This window comes from Chelatococcus sp. XZ-Ab1 (assembly GCF_029309855.1).
Classification (GTDB): domain Bacteria; phylum Pseudomonadota; class Alphaproteobacteria; order Rhizobiales; family Beijerinckiaceae; genus Chelatococcus_A; species Chelatococcus_A sambhunathii.
In genome coordinates this window covers 257,253-272,237 of sequence record NZ_JARKII010000002.1, presented here as the reverse complement: position 1 = coordinate 272,237, position 14,985 = coordinate 257,253, and the positions used below count along the sequence as shown (strand labels likewise).

General features: G+C 69.4%; 14 protein-coding genes. 9 read left to right on the top strand and 5 right to left on the bottom strand.

Annotated features, from left to right (window positions below; genetic code table 11):
- Positions 1-10: 10 nt before the first annotated feature.
- The 3 genes from P2T65_RS04665 to P2T65_RS04655 form a co-directional block, all read right to left on the bottom strand.
- On the bottom strand, positions 11-874 hold the full coding sequence (locus P2T65_RS04665; RefSeq protein WP_096335263.1) for a proline/glycine betaine ABC transporter permease: 864 nt from the start codon (positions 872-874) through the stop codon (positions 11-13).
- Positions 875-930: 56 nt separating this feature from the next.
- Entirely contained in the window at positions 931-1,959 is a 1,029-nt protein-coding gene (locus P2T65_RS04660; RefSeq protein WP_055458757.1) for an ABC transporter substrate-binding protein, read from the bottom strand.
- Between the two features lie 293 nt (positions 1,960-2,252).
- Positions 2,253-2,837: an intradiol ring-cleavage dioxygenase gene (locus P2T65_RS04655; RefSeq protein ID WP_055458758.1), complete on the bottom strand. Its 585-nt coding sequence runs from the start codon at positions 2,835-2,837 to the stop codon at positions 2,253-2,255.
- A 194-nt stretch (positions 2,838-3,031) separates the two neighbouring features.
- On the opposite strand from P2T65_RS04655, the gene P2T65_RS04650 reads away from it, so the two are divergent.
- The 3 genes from P2T65_RS04650 (at position 3,032) to P2T65_RS04640 (ending at position 5,232) form a co-directional block, all read left to right on the top strand.
- Complete coding sequence (locus tag P2T65_RS04650; RefSeq protein WP_055458759.1) at positions 3,032-4,030, top strand: c-type cytochrome; 999 nt, start codon at positions 3,032-3,034, stop codon at positions 4,028-4,030.
- A gap of 70 nt (positions 4,031-4,100) precedes the next feature.
- Positions 4,101-4,484: an antitoxin Xre/MbcA/ParS toxin-binding domain-containing protein gene (locus tag P2T65_RS04645; RefSeq protein ID WP_063188976.1), complete on the top strand. Its 384-nt coding sequence runs from the start codon at positions 4,101-4,103 to the stop codon at positions 4,482-4,484.
- Entirely contained in the window at positions 4,444-5,232 is a 789-nt protein-coding gene (locus P2T65_RS04640) for an RES family NAD+ phosphorylase (RefSeq protein ID WP_063188978.1), read from the top strand. Before P2T65_RS04645 ends, P2T65_RS04640 begins: the two co-directional genes overlap by 41 nt.
- Here the strand turns inward: P2T65_RS04640 and P2T65_RS04635 are convergent.
- Positions 5,195-6,394, bottom strand: coding sequence for an MFS transporter (locus P2T65_RS04635; RefSeq protein WP_276199297.1), 1,200 nt, complete (start codon positions 6,392-6,394; stop codon positions 5,195-5,197). The genes P2T65_RS04640 and P2T65_RS04635 overlap by 38 nt on opposite strands.
- A complete protein-coding gene (gene wrbA, locus P2T65_RS04630; protein WP_063189064.1) occupies positions 6,391-7,083 on the bottom strand; it encodes an NAD(P)H:quinone oxidoreductase in 693 nt (230 codons plus the stop codon). The genes P2T65_RS04635 and wrbA overlap by 4 nt, the downstream gene beginning before the upstream one ends.
- Positions 7,084-7,182: 99 nt before the next feature.
- Between wrbA and P2T65_RS04625 the strand changes: the two genes are divergently transcribed.
- The 6 genes from P2T65_RS04625 (at position 7,183) to P2T65_RS04600 (ending at position 14,838) form a co-directional block, all read left to right on the top strand.
- Positions 7,183-8,130: a LysR family transcriptional regulator gene (locus P2T65_RS04625; RefSeq protein ID WP_063188982.1), complete on the top strand. Its 948-nt coding sequence runs from the start codon at positions 7,183-7,185 to the stop codon at positions 8,128-8,130.
- 43 nt (positions 8,131-8,173) lie between these two features.
- Complete coding sequence (locus P2T65_RS04620; RefSeq protein ID WP_055458765.1) at positions 8,174-8,848, top strand: HAD family hydrolase; 675 nt, start codon at positions 8,174-8,176, stop codon at positions 8,846-8,848.
- A gap of 38 nt (positions 8,849-8,886) precedes the next feature.
- Positions 8,887-10,044: a winged helix DNA-binding domain-containing protein gene (locus P2T65_RS04615; RefSeq protein WP_276199296.1), complete on the top strand. Its 1,158-nt coding sequence runs from the start codon at positions 8,887-8,889 to the stop codon at positions 10,042-10,044.
- Positions 10,045-10,199: 155 nt separating this feature from the next.
- Positions 10,200-11,576: an extracellular solute-binding protein gene (locus P2T65_RS04610; protein ID WP_276199295.1), complete on the top strand. Its 1,377-nt coding sequence runs from the start codon at positions 10,200-10,202 to the stop codon at positions 11,574-11,576.
- Positions 11,573-13,480, top strand: a complete 1,908-nt coding sequence (locus P2T65_RS04605) for an ATP-binding protein (protein WP_055458768.1) — start codon at positions 11,573-11,575, stop codon at positions 13,478-13,480. Before P2T65_RS04610 ends, P2T65_RS04605 begins: the two co-directional genes overlap by 4 nt.
- Positions 13,481-13,494: 14 nt before the next feature.
- The gene (locus P2T65_RS04600) at positions 13,495-14,838 is read left to right on the top strand and encodes a sigma-54 dependent transcriptional regulator (protein ID WP_186438082.1); all 1,344 of its coding nucleotides are present in this window, start codon (positions 13,495-13,497) and stop codon (positions 14,836-14,838) included.
- Positions 14,839-14,985: the final 147 nt, after the last annotated feature.

The window sequence follows — 14,985 nt, the reverse complement described above, 5'->3', positions numbered from 1 at the left end:
GCGGCTCCTCTCAGGCCTCGGCACTGCGGTGGCGCTGCAGGCGCCGGCCGTAGGCCTGGGTGATGCGGTCGATCACGACGGCGAGGATGACGATGGTGATGCCGCCGACGAGGCCGGTGCCGGAATCGTTGCGCTGCAGGCCGAGCAGCACCGTCTCGCCGACGCCGCGCGCGCCGATCATCGAGGCGATGACGACCATGGACAGCGCCAGCATCGTGGTCTGGTTGATGCCCTGCATGATGGTGGGCAGGGACAGGGGAATCTGCACGCCGGTGAGGATCTGGGCGCGCGTCGCGCCGAAGGCGCGGCTCGCCTCCACCACCTCGCCGTCGACCTCGCGGATGCCGAGATCGGTGAGGCGGATGAGCGGCGGCAGGGCATAGATGACGGTGGCGAGGATCGCCGGCACCTTGCCAAGGCCGAAGAGCATCGCCGCCGGGATGAGATAGACGAAGCTCGGGATGGTCTGCATCAGGTCGAGCACGGGGATGAGCCCGCGGCGGAACATCCGCGAGGAGGCGGCGAGGACGCCGAGCGGCAGGCCGACGAGGATGCAGAAGCAGACCGACACGAGGATGATGGCGAGCGTCTGCATCGCCTGGTCCCACATCCCGAGCGCGCCTATGAACCACAGCCCGGCGGCGGCGCCGACGGCCATGAGCGGCTTGCGGCTCGCCGCCAGCGCCACCGCCGCGATGATCAGGATCATCGCCCAGGGCGGCAGGGCGCGCAGGCCGCGCTCGATGAAGAGCAGCGCCTGGAGGAGGACGTTGGAGAAGGCTTCGAAGGCGTCGCCGTAATCGACGACGAGGAAATCGACGAGGTCGTTCGTCGCGGCCGCGATCGGCCCGCGGATGTCGGGGAAGATGTTCATGCCAAAGGTGTCCGGTGGGGCGCCTCACCGCCGGGGGCGGCGAGGCGCTGGGGCAGTCAGAGCGCCTGCTTGACGCGCTCGGCGATGTCTGCCGGCACCCACTGCGTCCACAGATCCTCGCGGGTCTTCAGGAAGTTCTCGGCGGCCTTCTCGGCCGAGCCGTCGTTGTCCTGCATGTAGGCGAGGGCTTCGGAGACGAGCGCGCTCGTCGTCTCGTACTTTTCGAGGAAGGCGATCAGGTTCGGCGCCTTCTTGGCGAATTCGGCATTGGCGCCGATGAGCACCTTGGTGAGGGGATAGGCGGTCGCCTTCTCCACGTCCTCGGCGTTCTTCGTCTCCATCAGCGTGTTCCAGACGGCGTCGTCATAGGCCGGCTCCTCGAGCTGGACGACCTGATCGCCGATCTTGCCGAGCACCCAGGTGGGGCCCCAGTAGTAGAAGACGATAGGCCGCTTGCGCTTGATGTTGCTCTCGATGGCCGCGATCAGAGCTGCGCCCGTGCCGGGGCGGAAATTGACGTAAGTTTCGTTGAGGTCGTAGGCGGCGAGCTTCTTCGTGTTGATGACCTCGCAGGCCCAGCCGGAGATGCAGTTGTAGAAGCGGCCCTTCTCCGGCTCCTCCGGATCCTTGAACAGCTCCTTGAACTTCGGCAGGTCGGCGACCGACTTCAGGTCCTTGGCGGGGGCGTCCTCGCCCTCGACGAGGTAGCGCGGCACGAACCAGGCCTGGATGGCGTCGGGATAGTTGACGCCGATCTCCACCGCCTTGCCGTCCTTGACGCCGTCGCGCCACACCTCTGGCGCCGTGTTCGACCAGATCTCCATCACGACGTCGACGTCGCCGCGCACCGCACCCGTGTAGAGCGGGATGGTGGAGCCGGGGATCGAATCGGTCTTGCAGCCGTATCCCTTCTCCACGATGAAGCGGGCGACAGCATTGTGAAAGAAGTTCGAATCCCAATCGAGATCGCCGAAAACAACAGGCCTGTCGACCTCGCAGCTCTGGGCGGCAGCGGGCGCCGCGGCGCCGATGATGGCAGCCAGGGACATCGCGGCGGTAAGGCCGATCGTCTTCGTGATTTTCATTAGCTCTTCCTCTTGGTTCCGTGAATTTGATTCTTTATATTTCTTGTTCTTGCGCAAGAAAATCGATGTCAAATACAACAAGCATTGCGCAGACATGCGCCTGCGCAGTTGATGATTGCTGCATATGTATGATGCGGCGCACGTTAGGCGATATAGCCTCGCATTGCAACCCTTCATGGCCGCAATGGATGGCGGATATGATCGGAGAAAGCCTGACGTGTGCCGAAGGGCGCGATCAATACATATGATGATCTGCGCAATGCTCGTGGATCGGTGCTCCCGCCTTGCCGGCGTCAGACGACGAAGTCGTAACGGGCGAATTTTCCGTCGGCGGTCTCCTCGACACGCATCAGGAGGCGCTCGTCGAACAGGCGGTCACGGGCGTTGCGCGCCTCGCCGGGAAAGTAGAGCTGCGTCGTCAGCACGTCGCCGCCGCGGCGCTGCACCTTGACGTGGTAGTGGCGCGTGCGGCCGGTGTAGAGAGCGGGCACGATGGTGGAGAACCACCAGCGTCCGCCCTCGTCGGTGAACTGGTGCCCGCGCAGCCTGTAGCCGGCATTGTCGTATCGCCCCTCGTCGTCGGCGTGCCAGAGCTCGACGAGGGCCCCTGCCTGCGGCCGGCATTGTTCGTCGAGCACGAAGCCGGCGAGCGTGATCGGCTCACCGCCGGGCACGTCCTCGGCGAAACTGCGCCGCTCCGGCGTGCCCGGCTTGTAGAAGGGCCCCTCGGTTGCGGGCGGCGTCGGCTCCAGCCCGTCGCAGGCCGGCGTGCGTGTGAGCGGTGCGGGGACCGGCTGCGCGCCGGAAGCCGAGGCGAGCAGGGAGGCTGCGGGTGCCGAAAGGAAGGCGTGGAGGACGGAGCGGCGGGATGGCAGCATCGCTTGTTCTCCCCTCGATCGGGAGCCACGGATCTGAGCCCGGGTTCGCAGCGGGCTCCCTTCAAGAAATGGGAACGGCGGCCCATTGTTCCAGCGGTGCGGGTCCAGTTGCCTGCGGCCTTGCTCTTGCCGGCCGCTTCGGCTTGCATGGACGGCGGGGGCCGGGCATTCGCCGGGATGGACGGGGGCACATCATGATGGTCGACAGGGTTCTGGGCAGGCTTGCCGCGGGCCTCGTCCTCTTCGTCGGGCTCGCCGGCGCGGAGCGAGCGCAAGCCCAGAGCGCGCCGGCGGCGCCCGTCACCGTCTGGAGCGTGCCGGACATCGATCATCTGCCGGATGACGAGAACGGCCGGCTCGTGCGCTACGGCCGCTCGCTGGTGGCGGCGACCTATGCCCATGTCGGGCCGGAGGTGGCGGATGCTTCCCGGCGCTATGCCGGCAACAATCTCGCCTGCCGCAACTGCCATCTCGACGAGGGGCGCAAGAAATTCGGCCTGCTTCTCGTGGGTGCCTTCGTCGACTACCCGCGCTACAGCACCCGGCGCGGCGAGGACGTGTCGATCGAGGACCGGGTCAACAGCTGCATGACGCGATCCATGAACGGCCGGCCCCTGCCGGCGGACGGTCGCGAGATGCAGGCGCTCGTTGCCTATATCCGTGTGCTCTCGAATGGCCTGCCGAAGGATGCCGCCGTGGCCGGGCAGGGCCTGCGGGCGATGGCGGAGCTCGATCGACCGGCCGATCCGACGCGCGGCGCCGGTATTTATCGCGACAACTGCGCCCGGTGCCACGGCATCGGCGGCGAAGGGGTGCGGCGCGGTGTCAGGGGCGATGCGCTCGGCTATGCGACGCCGCCGCTCTGGGGCGAGGACAGCTTCAACGACGGGGCGGGCATGAACCGGCTCATCACCATCGCCAATTTCGTGCACGACAACATGCCGAACGGCACGAGCTGGGTGATGCCGCGGCTCCCCCCCGAGGACGCCTGGGACGTCGCCGCCTTCGTCGTCTCGCAGCCGCGGCCGCGCAAGGGGGACCTTGCCGCGGATTTCCCGGACAAGCTCGACAAGCCGGTGGATGCGCCCTACGGCCCCTATGCCGACGGCTTTTCGGAAAGCCAGCACCGCTACGGGCCGTTTGGGCCCATCCGCGCCGAAGTGGCACGGCTGAAAGCGGGGCAGAGCCGGTGAACATTTCCATTCCATAGAAATTTATGCTACTCATGTTTTCCATGGAAAGAAGCGGTTGAAAGAAGCGACCATGGCGCAGATCCTCGAGCGGCGAGCCGATGTGCCCGACCCGGGCACGGTGCTGACGAAGGCGCTGTTGCGGGCGGCCGACCGGCTCGACATCACCGCGCGGGCGCTCGCCGGCATCGTTGGCCTCAGCGAAGCCACCGTCTCGCGCATGAAGCGCGGTGACTACGTGCTCGAGACCGGCACCAAGGCCTTCGAGCTGTCGGTCCTGTTCGTGCGTCTCTTCCGCTCGCTCGATGCGATCGTCGGCGGGGACGAGACCGTCGCCCGCGCCTGGCTGCGCAATCCCAACACCCTTCTCGGTGCCCGGCCGCTCGACCGGATCGGCACCGTCGCCGGTCTCGTCGATGTCATCGCCTATCTGGACGCCCGCCGCGCTGTCGTGTGAGGCGCGTCCGCATGCGGGGCGTTGCTGGCGGCTCATCGAGGCGCAGCATCGCGTCGCGACGCTCAAGCTCGTCGACAACCTCGATGAGCAGAAGCTTCTCGAGGATCTCATCGAGGAGACGAAGCCGGCGCTGCCGCCCGAGTGCCGCCATCTCGACTATCTGCTGGCCACGCCGTTCCGCTACGGGGCGGAATATCCCAGGGGCTCGCGCTTCCGCCGCGCCGGCCGCACCGCCGGCGTCTACTACGCTGCCGAGACGCCGCGCACCGCCGTGGCCGAGATGGCCTTCTACCGCCTCCTCTTCTTCGCCGAATCGCCGATGACGCCCTGGCCGGCGAACACGACCGACTACACAGCCTTCTCCGCCGCCGTCGCCGTGGCGCGGGCGCTCGACCTCACGGCCCCGCCGCTCGTGCGCGACAGGGCGCTGTGGACCGACCTTCTCGCCTATGACGCCTGCCAGGGGCTCGCCGATGCGGCGCGGGAGGCGGGCATCGCCGTCATCCGCTATGAATCGGTGCGCGATCCCGAGCGCGGCGCCAATCTCGCGGTGCTGACCTGCGCCGCCTTCTCCGAGCCGCGCCCGCTCGAGCGGCAGACCTGGCGCATGCGCCTCGGGCCGAGCGGCGTGCAGGCCGTCTGCGACTTTCCCGCGAGCGGCCTCGAATTCGGCCGCGAGGCCTTCGCCGACGATCCGCGCCTTGCTGCCTTCAACTGGGAGCGGCCGACGGTTTCGCCCCGCCGCTGAGCTCCGCCCGCCGCGGCGGCAGCATCGCCGCAAGCGTGATGCCGGCGAGCGCGACGACGGCCACGAGGGCGGCGAGGCTCGGCCAGCCGAGGCTTCCGGCGAGGAGCCCCGCCGCGGCCGGGCCCACGAGCAGCCCGAGGTTGTTGCCCTGCATCAGCAGCCCCATGGTGGCGGCCGCGCGGTCGGGCCGCGGTGCGTAATGCGGCGCGGCATCGAAGAGGACGACGGGGATGAGGCCGGAGATAGCCGAGAACATGAGGCACGACACATAGGCGCCGGCACCCGGCATCGACGGGGTGAAGATGCCGAGGCCGCAGACGGCCATGGCCGCGAAGCCGATGACAAGCAGGCCCCGATGGCCCCAGCCCCGGGCGATGAGGCGGCCGCAGACAAGGTTGCCGCCGGCACTGGCGAGGATGGCGAGTGCGGTCAGCAGGCTCGCCGCCGCCGGCGCGACGGCCAGGCGCTCGCCGAGGATCGTCGGCAGGAAGCCGAAGGCGGCGAAAAAGGCCATACAGAAGGCCGCGAACAGCCCGGCGAGCAGCCATGGTCCGCGCCTGCCGAGGGTTTCGCGCGCATCCGCGCCCATGCCTTCCGACGGAAGGGGCAGGGAAAGGCTCTTCGTGCGCAGGGCGACGAGCAAGGCACAGCCCGCGAGCAGCGCGGCATTGCCGAGCCATAACCCGCGCCAGCCGAGGACGGGCAGCAGCGGTGCCGCGGCGAGGATGATCGTCATGCCCACCGGCATGAAGGTGCTCCACAGCGCGAAGACCCGGCCGGCGCGAGGCGCGGGCGTGATCGCCGCGAGAAGCGCCGGAGCCGCGACGACGACCGCGAGGAAGCCGAGGCCTTCGATGGCGCGGCTCGCGAGGAGGAGGGGCGCGCCGCCGGCGCCGGCCCCGATGGCGCTGCCGAGCGCCTGCAGGAGAAGGCCGCCGACGGCGAGCCGGCGCATGCCGGCGCGCCCTGCCGCGAGGCCGATCGCCATGCCCGCTACGGCGCCCACGATGGCGAAGGCCGAGAGGAGCCAGCCGGCGGCGGCAAGGGATAGGCCGAGATCCGCACGCACCGCCTCCAGCACCAGCGGCGCCTTGCCGACCTGGAAGGCGGACAAGATGCCGGCGCCGACGATGAGGCCCGTCGTGCCGCGCCCGCCGGTCATGCGTCCGCCTTTGCGCGGATGTCCCGCCGGGCGCGGCCGAAAGCGAGAAGGCCCGCGATCTCGGCGACGTGGCGGCCCTGGAAGCGGGCGCCGGCGAGCTCGTTCTCGCTCGGCCGCCGGTCGCCGCCGTTGCCGTCGTCGGCGAGCGTGGAGGCGCCGTAGGGCGAGCCGCCGGTGATCTCGTCCATGCGCAATTGGCCCTTGAACGTGTAGGGCAGGCCGACGACGACCATGCCGAGGTGCATCATGACCACATGCGCCGTCAGGATGGTCGTCTCCTGCCCGCCGTGCTGGCTGCCGGTGGAGGTGAAGACGGCGCCGACCTTGCCGACCAGCGCGTCCCGCGCCCAGAGCCCGCCGGCCTGGTCGAGGAAGTTCTTCATCTGCGCCGCCATGTTGCCGAAGCGGGTGGGCGTGCCGATGACGATGGCGTCGTAGTCGGCGAGCTCGGCCACCGCGGCGACGGGCGCCTCCTGCGTCAGGTCGTAGCCGGCCCGGCGCGCCACCTCGTCGGGCACCAGCTCCGGTACGCGCTTGACCGCGACCTCGGCTCCGGCCGCGCCGGCCCCTTCGGCAACCGCGGCGGCGAGGGCGGCAATATGGCCGTAGGACGAGTAGTAGAGGACGAGCACCCGCGGGCGCACCTCGTTGCCGTGCCTGCCGTCCGTTATGTCTTCGCGTGTTCGCATGTCGTGCATCCTCTTAGCGCGTGGCACAGAAGAGATGGACGCTTGCATCGATCGATATAAGTGAGAAAATTTTGCTCTGAACGATCGAAGATATAGATCATGCTGGATGCACTCACTCTCGATCAGCTCCGGGTTTTCGTCGCGGTTGCCGAGGCCGGCAGCTTCCGCGCGGCCGCCGCGCGCCTCGGGCGCGTGCAGTCGGCCGTCAGCCATGCGATGGCCAATCTCGAGGCGGAGCTCGGCCTCGCCCTGTTCGACCGCTCCGGCCGCCGTCCGGTGCTGACCCGGGAGGGCAGGGCGCTGCTCGAGGATGCGCGGGCGGCGCTGCTCAAGGTCGATTTCCTGCGCGCCCGGGCACGCGGCCTCTCGCAGGACCTCGAGATCGAGCTGCCGATCGTGGTCGACACGCTCTTTTCCCTGCCCGTCATCGCCGCCGCTCTGCGCGACCTCAGGGCGAGCCACCCGTCCGTGGCGGTACGCGTCTCCTTCCTGCCCCTCGGCGGCCCGCTCGTCGCCGTGCGCGAAGGCCGCTCGACGCTCGGCATCAACGTGGGCGGCGATTTTCCCGACCCGCGCATCGCGCGCCGCATCCTAACGCGGCTCGCCTTCGTCGCCGTCGCCGCCGCCTCCCATCCGCTCGGCCGGCGCGATCCGCAGGAGCCCCTCGGCACGGAGGACCTCGCCGACCATCTGCAGATCGTGCTCGAAGATTCCTCGCCCCTGTCGCAGGGGCGGGACTTCGGCGTCCTGTCGCCCAACACATGGCGCGTCGACAGCCAGGAGGTGAAGCACGCCCTCATCATCGGCGGCCTGGGCTGGGGCCGCCTGCCGTTGTGGCTCGTGGCGCACGATCTCGCCGAGGGCCGCCTGGTGCGGCTCAACGCGACGGCTTTCGGGCCGGGCGGGGAGGCCATCGTCACCGCCTATCTGGTGCACCGGACGGACGCGCCGCTCGGCCCGGCGGCGCGCGCCTTCGGTGCGGCGCTCGAGCGGCACGCCGTCGCCTGTCCTGCGCTCTTGAGCGGTGACAAGCCGGACGCGTCGTGAGAAGACGGTGTGAGCTCCCGACCCAGCCGCAAGGTGCGACCCCATGCGTATCGAACCCGTCTTCCTGTTCGATCTCGACGGAACGCTCGTCGACAGCGTCTACCAGCATGTCCTCGCCTGGAAGGAGGCGCTCGATGCCGAGGGCATCGACCTGTCCGTCTGGCGCATCCACCGCAAGATCGGCATGAGCGGCGGCCTCTTCACCAACCAGCTCCTGCGCGAGACGGGCTTGGACATCTCGGCCGAGCGCGTCGACCGCCTGCGCCAGGGTCACGCGGCGGCCTACAAACGCCTCGCCGGCCAGGTGCGGCCGCTGCCCGGCGCGCGCGAACTGCTCGCCTGGCTCACCGACAACGGCATTCCCTGGGCAATCGCCACCAGCGGCCGCATGGAGACGGCAGCGCTCAACATCGAGGCGCTCGGCGTCGACCCTGCCAAGGTGCCGGTCGTCACGCGCGACCAGGTGAAATATGCCAAGCCCGATCCCGACCTCTTCGTCGCCGCTGCCGGCCGGCTCGGCGCGCCCATCGAGACGGCGGTCGTCGTGGGTGATGCCATCTGGGACATGCTGGCGGCAACGCGCTGTCGCGCCCTCGGCGTCGGCCTCCTGAGCGGCGGCTACGGCCCGGACGAATTGCGCCAGGCCGGCGCCTTCCGCGTCTACGACGACCCGGCCGACCTGCTCAAGCACATCGACGAGGTGGGCGGCCGTCGCTAGCTCCCCCTCATGAGGCGAATCCGGTTATCGTCCGCGCCATGGCGCCCAAGACGACGACACCCCATGTGCTTTCCAAGGCCGCGGCCAGGCATATCTGGATCGCCGCGCAGCGGCTCGACACGCCCGAGCCCTTCGGTGCAGGACCGGAGGCGACGCAGGCTGCGGTCGAACATCTCGGCTATGTCCAGATCGATACCATCAACGTCATCGAGCGCTGCCATCACCACATCCTGTGGACGCGCATCCCGGCCTATCGCCGCGAGGATCTCGCCCGGGCGCAGAGCGTCGACAAGAGTGTCTTCGAATATTGGACGCACGCCCTGTCCTACGTGCCGACGCGGGACCTGCGCTTCTATCTCGGCGCGATGAAGCGCTACCGCCGGCAGCCGCGGCCGTGGTTCGCCTCGGTCAAGAAGGCGGATCTCGGCAAGGTGCTGACGCTCGTCAGGAGCGAGGGGCCGCTGACCATCCGCGACATCGAGGACGACGTCCTCGTCGAGAAGGACCACCCCTGGGCCAGCCGCAAACCGTCGAAGCGGGCGCTGCAGCTTGCATTCTACACGGGTGTGCTGACGGTCAGCGCCCGCAACGGCATGGTCAAGACCTACGAGCTGATGGAGCGGCATTTCGGCTGGGACGCACCGCCGAAGCCGGCTTCCGAGAAAGAGCGGGCGGCCTATCTGCTCGACCGCGCGCTGAGGGCGCAGGGGCTCGTGAGCCTCGATTCCATCTGCTATCTCGACGCCGGCAGCAAGCCCGCCGTGCGGCAGGCGATCGAGGCGCGGGTGCGCCGCAAGGAGCTCGTGCCCGTCGTCCTCGCGGGGGAGGAGAAGCTGCTCCACTGGGCCCGGCCGGAGGTGCTCGCGACGGCGGGCGGCGCGCCGTCCGATACGGTGCACATCCTTTCGCCCTTCGACCCGCTGATGATCCAGCGCAAGCGCACGCAGCTTTTCTTCGACTACGAGCACCGCTTCGAGGCCTATGTGCCGAAGGACAAGCGTCGTCTCGGCTATTTTGCGCTGCCTGTCCTCGTCGGCGACGAGATCGTCGCCGCCATCGACCTCAAGGCGGACCGGGAGAACGGCAAGCTGCTCATCCAGCAGTGGACTTGGTTCACCGATGGCAGGCGTGACGGCCTGAAAACGCGCATCGACGAGGAACTGCACCGCTTCGAGCGCTTCCAACTGGCGCGTTGACCGGACGGCCCGCTGGATCAGCGCATGTCCTGAAGGCGGTCGCGCTGAGCGCTTGTGGCTCGGCAGGCAGGGCCCTGCGCAGGCCGTGACAAGGCGGGCCCTTCGTGAGAAGAGGGGCATAACTGCCGCGCGATCTGCGATAACAGCCAGGGGCCATGGTCCGCATCCTCGCCGTCTGTCTCGCCGCCCTGTTCGTCCACCTTGCCCTTCCGGCGACGGCGGCCGGAGCGGGCACACGTACCGTGCGGGTCCTGACCTCCTTTCCCCCGCAGTTCCTCGAGCCTTACAGGCGGGCCTTCGAACAGCGCCATCCCGACAGCACGATCGAATTCGTGCAGCGCAAGACGACGGCGGCGGTGGCCGAACTCGTCGGCGGCCGGCAGAAGGCGGACGTCTTCTGGGCTTCGGCGCCCGATGCCTTCGAGATCCTGAAGGCGGCCGGCCGGCTGGCGCGCCTCAAGCCGCGCCCGACAGGCGCGCCGGAGCGTATCGCCGGCTATCCCGTGAACGATCCGGACGGCGCCTATCTCGGCTTCGCCCTGTCGGGCTACGGCTTCGTCTACAATCCCGACTACATGGCTGAGAAGGGGCTGCCGGTGCCGCGCGGCTGGTCCGATCTTGCGGCGCCAGCCTATGCCGGGCACGTCGGCATCAGCGCGCCCTCGCGCTCGGGCACCATGCACCTCATGGTCGAAGCCATCCTGCAGGTCTACGGCTGGGAGCGCGGCTGGGGCCTGTGGTCCGAGATCGGCGGCAATCTCGCCACCGTCACCGCCCGCAGCTTCGGCGTCTCGGCCGGTGTCGCGCGCGGACGCTTCGGCATCGGCCCCTCCATCGATTTCCTCGCCAACCAGGACGGCCTGCCGCGGGGTGCCATGGCCTTCGCACTGCCGGAGGAGACGCTGTTCGTCCCCGCAAGCATCGCGGTGCTCAGCGATGCGGACAACCGCGAGGGCGCCGAGCGGTTCGTGGATCTCGTGCTCTCACCCGATGGGCAGGCGATCCTGCTCGATCCGGCCATCGCCCGGCTGCCGATCTCACCTGCCGCCTATGCCGTCGGGGATGTCGCGACCGGCAGCCCCTTCAGGCGCGAGGGTTTGTTCGCGCACGGGCTGTTCGATCCGCGCCTGTCGGCCGCCCGCTATGAACTCGTCAATATCATCTTCGACGAGATGATCACCTTCCGTCGTGCCGAGCTCGCGCGTCTCTGGCGGTCGGTGCGGACGGTGGAGGCGGCGCTGGTCCGGCGCGGCGATGCGGAGGCGGCGCGCCTGGTCGGCGAGGCGCGCGAGGCCCTGACGCGCTCGCCCATCGGTGCGGACGAGGTCATGGACCTCGAGCGGTGGCGGAAGCTGGAGCGGGTGCGGCGCGGCGTTCCTGCTTCCGAGCCGCAGGCACGGCTCGAAGCGCGCATCAGGGCGGCCATCGACGACAACCTGCGCCGGGCCGGCCGAGCCGTGGGCGAGGCGGCCGCGCGGCTCGACGTGCAGGCAACGGGGCGCGGCGTCGCCGGTGCAGAGGTCTCCCGATGAACCGCAGAGCGAGGCTTGGTATCGGCGGGCGCCTCCTCCTCGCCTTCCTTGGCGTCGGTGGGCTGGCTGTCGGGGCCTGCATCGTCGGCTGGCTGTCCTATGCCCGCCTCAGCGAGGAGTTGAACGCGGTCGCGACCGATCATCTGCCGGCGCTCGCCTTTTCCGCCCGTCTCGCGGAGGCGGGCGCCAACGTCATCGCCAGCACGCCCGACCTTGCCGTCGCCGAGCGGCGCGAGGCCTATGATGCGATACGCAAGACGCTCGTCGAGCGGCTCGCAGTGCTGCGTTCGGTGCTCGACACGCGCAGCAGCGAGGATTCGCTGTCGCCGGAGCTCATCGTCGTGACCGAGGGCATCGAGGCCAATCTTCAGGCCATCGACCGGGTGGCGGAGCTGCGCTTTCCGCTCGGCGAGCGCGTCCGGGAAATGAGCGAGGAACTGCGCTGGCTGCAGGCGGACCTCATCGAGGAGGTCGAGCCGCTGATCGACGACGCTCGTTTCAACATGGAATCGGCCATCGGTCGTGTCGGGCCGGGCGATGCCGCGGAATCGGGCCGCCGCACGCTGCGCGAGGAGAGTCGCAAGAGCGAGGCCCTGCTTACCATCAACGCCCACGCCAATCTCATCGTCGGGCTCCTCGGGCGGCTCGCGACCGTGCCGACCGTGGAGGATCTCGACGCGACGAGCCATTTCATCGGCGAGATAGCCGACCAGCTCGACATCGAGACGAAAGCGCTTGCGAGCTGGACCGACACTGTCACGGTGAGCCAGATCGTGGCGCGCCTCCTGGCCGTTTCCGATAACCGGGCTGGTCTTGCCGCCCTGAAGCGGGCAGAACTCGCAGCCATTGCCGAGGCCCAGGCGCTGCTGGCAGAGAACCGGCGTCTTGTCACCCAGCTCGGCGCGCTCGTCTCGCAGGAGGTCAGCCGCACGGAGCAAATCGCGCGGCGGGCGGCGGAGCGCTCGGCCGCCGCCATCGTCGTCGGGCGCAACCTCCTCCTTGCCATCGCCATCGCCTCGCTCGCCATCGCCATCGTCGTAGGCTGGTTCTACGTGCGCCGCAGCCTCGTCGCGCGCCTCGAGGGGCTGACGCTCGCCGCGACGACGATCGCGAGCGGGCCCACCATGCCGGTCCTGCCGCCGCCGACCGACGACGAACTCGGCGACCTTGCGAAGGCGCTCGCGGTGTTCCGGCAGACGCGGGACGATCTCGTCCAGGCCGCCAAGCTCGCCGCCCTCGGCCAGATGGCGGCCGGCATCAGCCACGAACTCAACCAACCGCTCGCCGCGATCCGCTCCCACGCACACAACAGCGCCGTCCTCATCGCGCGCGGACGCATGGATGAGGCGCGGGCGAGCCTTGAGCGGATCCAGGGCCTGACGGCCCGGATGGCCGAGCTCATCCGCCATCTCAAGCGGTTCGCCCGCCGGCCGGCGCCGACGCTCGAACCGGTGGACCTGAAGGCCGTGGTCGATGGCGCGCTCAGCCTCTTCGCGCAGCGTCTCGACGAGGAGCGTGTCGCTGTACGGCTTAATTTCCCCGATGGCCCAGTGACGGTCGAGGCGGAGGAGATTCGCCTGGAGCAGGTCGTCGTCAACCTCGTCTCGAACGCGCTCGACGCGCTCGACGGCGGCGGAGAGCGGCACATCGCCATCGGCGCCGAAGCGAAAGGCGGACGGATCCTCTTGTCCGTCAGCGACAGCGGCTCGGGTATCGATGCGGAGGCGCGAGCAGCCGTCTTCGACCCGTTCTTCACCACCAAGCCGGTGGGGCAGGGGCTCGGCCTCGGCCTGTCGATGTCCTACAACATCGTCAAGGACTTCGGCGGCGCTCTCTCGCTGGCGCAGACGGGGCCGGCGGGCACGACCTTCGTGGTAGAGCTTGCTGCAGCGGGGCAGGCGTGAGCATGGCAGACGGAATGGCGGCAAGCGTTGTTCTGGTCGATGACGATCGCGAGGTGCGCGACGCCTACCGGCTGACGCTGGAGCTCGACGGGCTTGCCGTGACGGCCGTCGGCTCGGCGCGCGAGGCGCTCGACCTCCTGACCGCGGACCAGCCGGCCGTGATCCTCAGCGACGTGCGCATGCCGGGTCTCGACGGCTTCGGCCTTCTGGAGGCTGTGCGCGCGATCGATACGGAGATCCCGGTCGTGCTCGTGACCGGCCATGCCGACGTGCCGATGGCGATCAAGGCGGTGCGGGCCGGCGCCTGGGACTTCGTCGAGAAGCCCGCCGATCCGGTGCGGCTCGCCGAGACGCTGCGGCGCGCTCTCGCCCACCGCGCCCTCATCCTCGAAAACCGGACCCTGCGGAGGGGGGCGGCCGACCGGGACCCCTTCGCTGGCCGTCTCGTCGGCCGCTCGGCCGCCATCGAGCGGCTGCGCCGCACTCTGCGCACCCTTGCCGATGCAGAGACGGACGTGCTCCTCTTCGGCGAGACGGGCACGGGCAAGGAGGTGGCGGCGCGGGCCCTGCACGATTTCGGCCGGCGCGCCAAGGGCCGCTTCGTCGCCGTCAATTGCGGCGCGATCCCCGAGACGATGATCGAGAGCGAGTTGTTCGGCCACGAGCCGGGTGCCTTCACCGGCGCCCGCGAGCGGCGCATCGGCAAGATCGAGCATGCGAGCGGCGGCACGCTCTTTCTCGACGAGATCGAATCGATGCCCCTGCCGGCGCAGGTGCGGCTGCTGCGCGTCCTGCAGGAGCGCACCATCGAGCGGCTCGGCTCGAACCGGGAAATCCCGGTCGACCTGCGCGTCGTCGCCGCGACCAAGGCCGATCTCGCCGAGCTCGCGGGCCGCGGCGCCTTTCGCGAGGATCTGGTCTATCGCCTCAATGTCGTCACGCTGCGCCTGCCGCCGCTGCGCGAGCGGCGCGAGGACGTGCCCCTGCTCTTCGCCCATTTCCTCGATCTCGCCGCCCAGCGGCAGGGCCGGGCGGCGCCTCCGCCCGACCCGGCGCTCAGCGAGCGGCTCAGGCAGCAGGACTGGCCCGGCAACGTGCGCGAGCTGCGCAACGCGGCCGAGCGCTATCTCCTCGGGCTCGACGAGGACGAGCCGCAGCAGCCCGTGCGCGGCGGCGCGGGGCTCCAGAGCCTCGAGGAGCAGATGGAGGCGGCCGAGAGGCGCATCATCGAGGAGACGCTGGCGCAGTTCTCCGGACGCATCGGGGTCACGGCGGAAGCGCTCGGCATCACGCGCAAGACTCTCTACCTGAAGATGAAGAAATACGACCTCGGCCGCGGCACCGCGATCGACGCCTGATGTTACCGTCCTGACCCATCGGCCGTCGGCGCTGTTACCCGCCTGACCCGCCGGGGTCGGCTGTCGGCTGTGCGCAAGCCCTTGCTGAGGGCGGTTTCCGGCATCTGGCCCGCTTGTTGCTGGAAGGGGTGTGCTGCCTTCGGGCGG

What these genes read in the sequence shown, in the direction of transcription:
- P2T65_RS04615 (WP_276199296.1), top strand. Translation starts at nt 8,887, where the DNA reads ATGGCGCCCAAGACGACGACACCCCATGTGCTTTCCAAGGCCGCGGCC.
- P2T65_RS04640 (WP_063188978.1), top strand. Translation starts at nt 4,444, where the DNA reads ATGTCATCGCCTATCTGGACGCCCGCCGCGCTGTCGTGTGAGGCGCGT.
- wrbA (WP_063189064.1), bottom strand. Translation starts at nt 7,083, where the DNA reads ATGCGAACACGCGAAGACATAACGGACGGCAGGCACGGCAACGAGGTG.
- P2T65_RS04600 (WP_186438082.1), top strand. Translation starts at nt 13,495, where the DNA reads ATGGCGGCAAGCGTTGTTCTGGTCGATGACGATCGCGAGGTGCGCGAC.
- P2T65_RS04635 (WP_276199297.1), bottom strand. Translation starts at nt 6,394, where the DNA reads ATGACCGGCGGGCGCGGCACGACGGGCCTCATCGTCGGCGCCGGCATC.
- P2T65_RS04665 (WP_096335263.1), bottom strand. Translation starts at nt 874, where the DNA reads ATGAACATCTTCCCCGACATCCGCGGGCCGATCGCGGCCGCGACGAAC.
- P2T65_RS04610 (WP_276199295.1), top strand. Translation starts at nt 10,200, where the DNA reads ATGGTCCGCATCCTCGCCGTCTGTCTCGCCGCCCTGTTCGTCCACCTT.
- P2T65_RS04620 (WP_055458765.1), top strand. Translation starts at nt 8,174, where the DNA reads ATGCGTATCGAACCCGTCTTCCTGTTCGATCTCGACGGAACGCTCGTC.
- P2T65_RS04650 (WP_055458759.1), top strand. Translation starts at nt 3,032, where the DNA reads ATGATGGTCGACAGGGTTCTGGGCAGGCTTGCCGCGGGCCTCGTCCTC.
- P2T65_RS04660 (WP_055458757.1), bottom strand. Translation starts at nt 1,959, where the DNA reads ATGAAAATCACGAAGACGATCGGCCTTACCGCCGCGATGTCCCTGGCT.
- P2T65_RS04625 (WP_063188982.1), top strand. Translation starts at nt 7,183, where the DNA reads ATGCTGGATGCACTCACTCTCGATCAGCTCCGGGTTTTCGTCGCGGTT.
- P2T65_RS04645 (WP_063188976.1), top strand. Translation starts at nt 4,101, where the DNA reads ATGGCGCAGATCCTCGAGCGGCGAGCCGATGTGCCCGACCCGGGCACG.
- P2T65_RS04655 (WP_055458758.1), bottom strand. Translation starts at nt 2,837, where the DNA reads ATGCTGCCATCCCGCCGCTCCGTCCTCCACGCCTTCCTTTCGGCACCC.
- P2T65_RS04605 (WP_055458768.1), top strand. Translation starts at nt 11,573, where the DNA reads ATGAACCGCAGAGCGAGGCTTGGTATCGGCGGGCGCCTCCTCCTCGCC.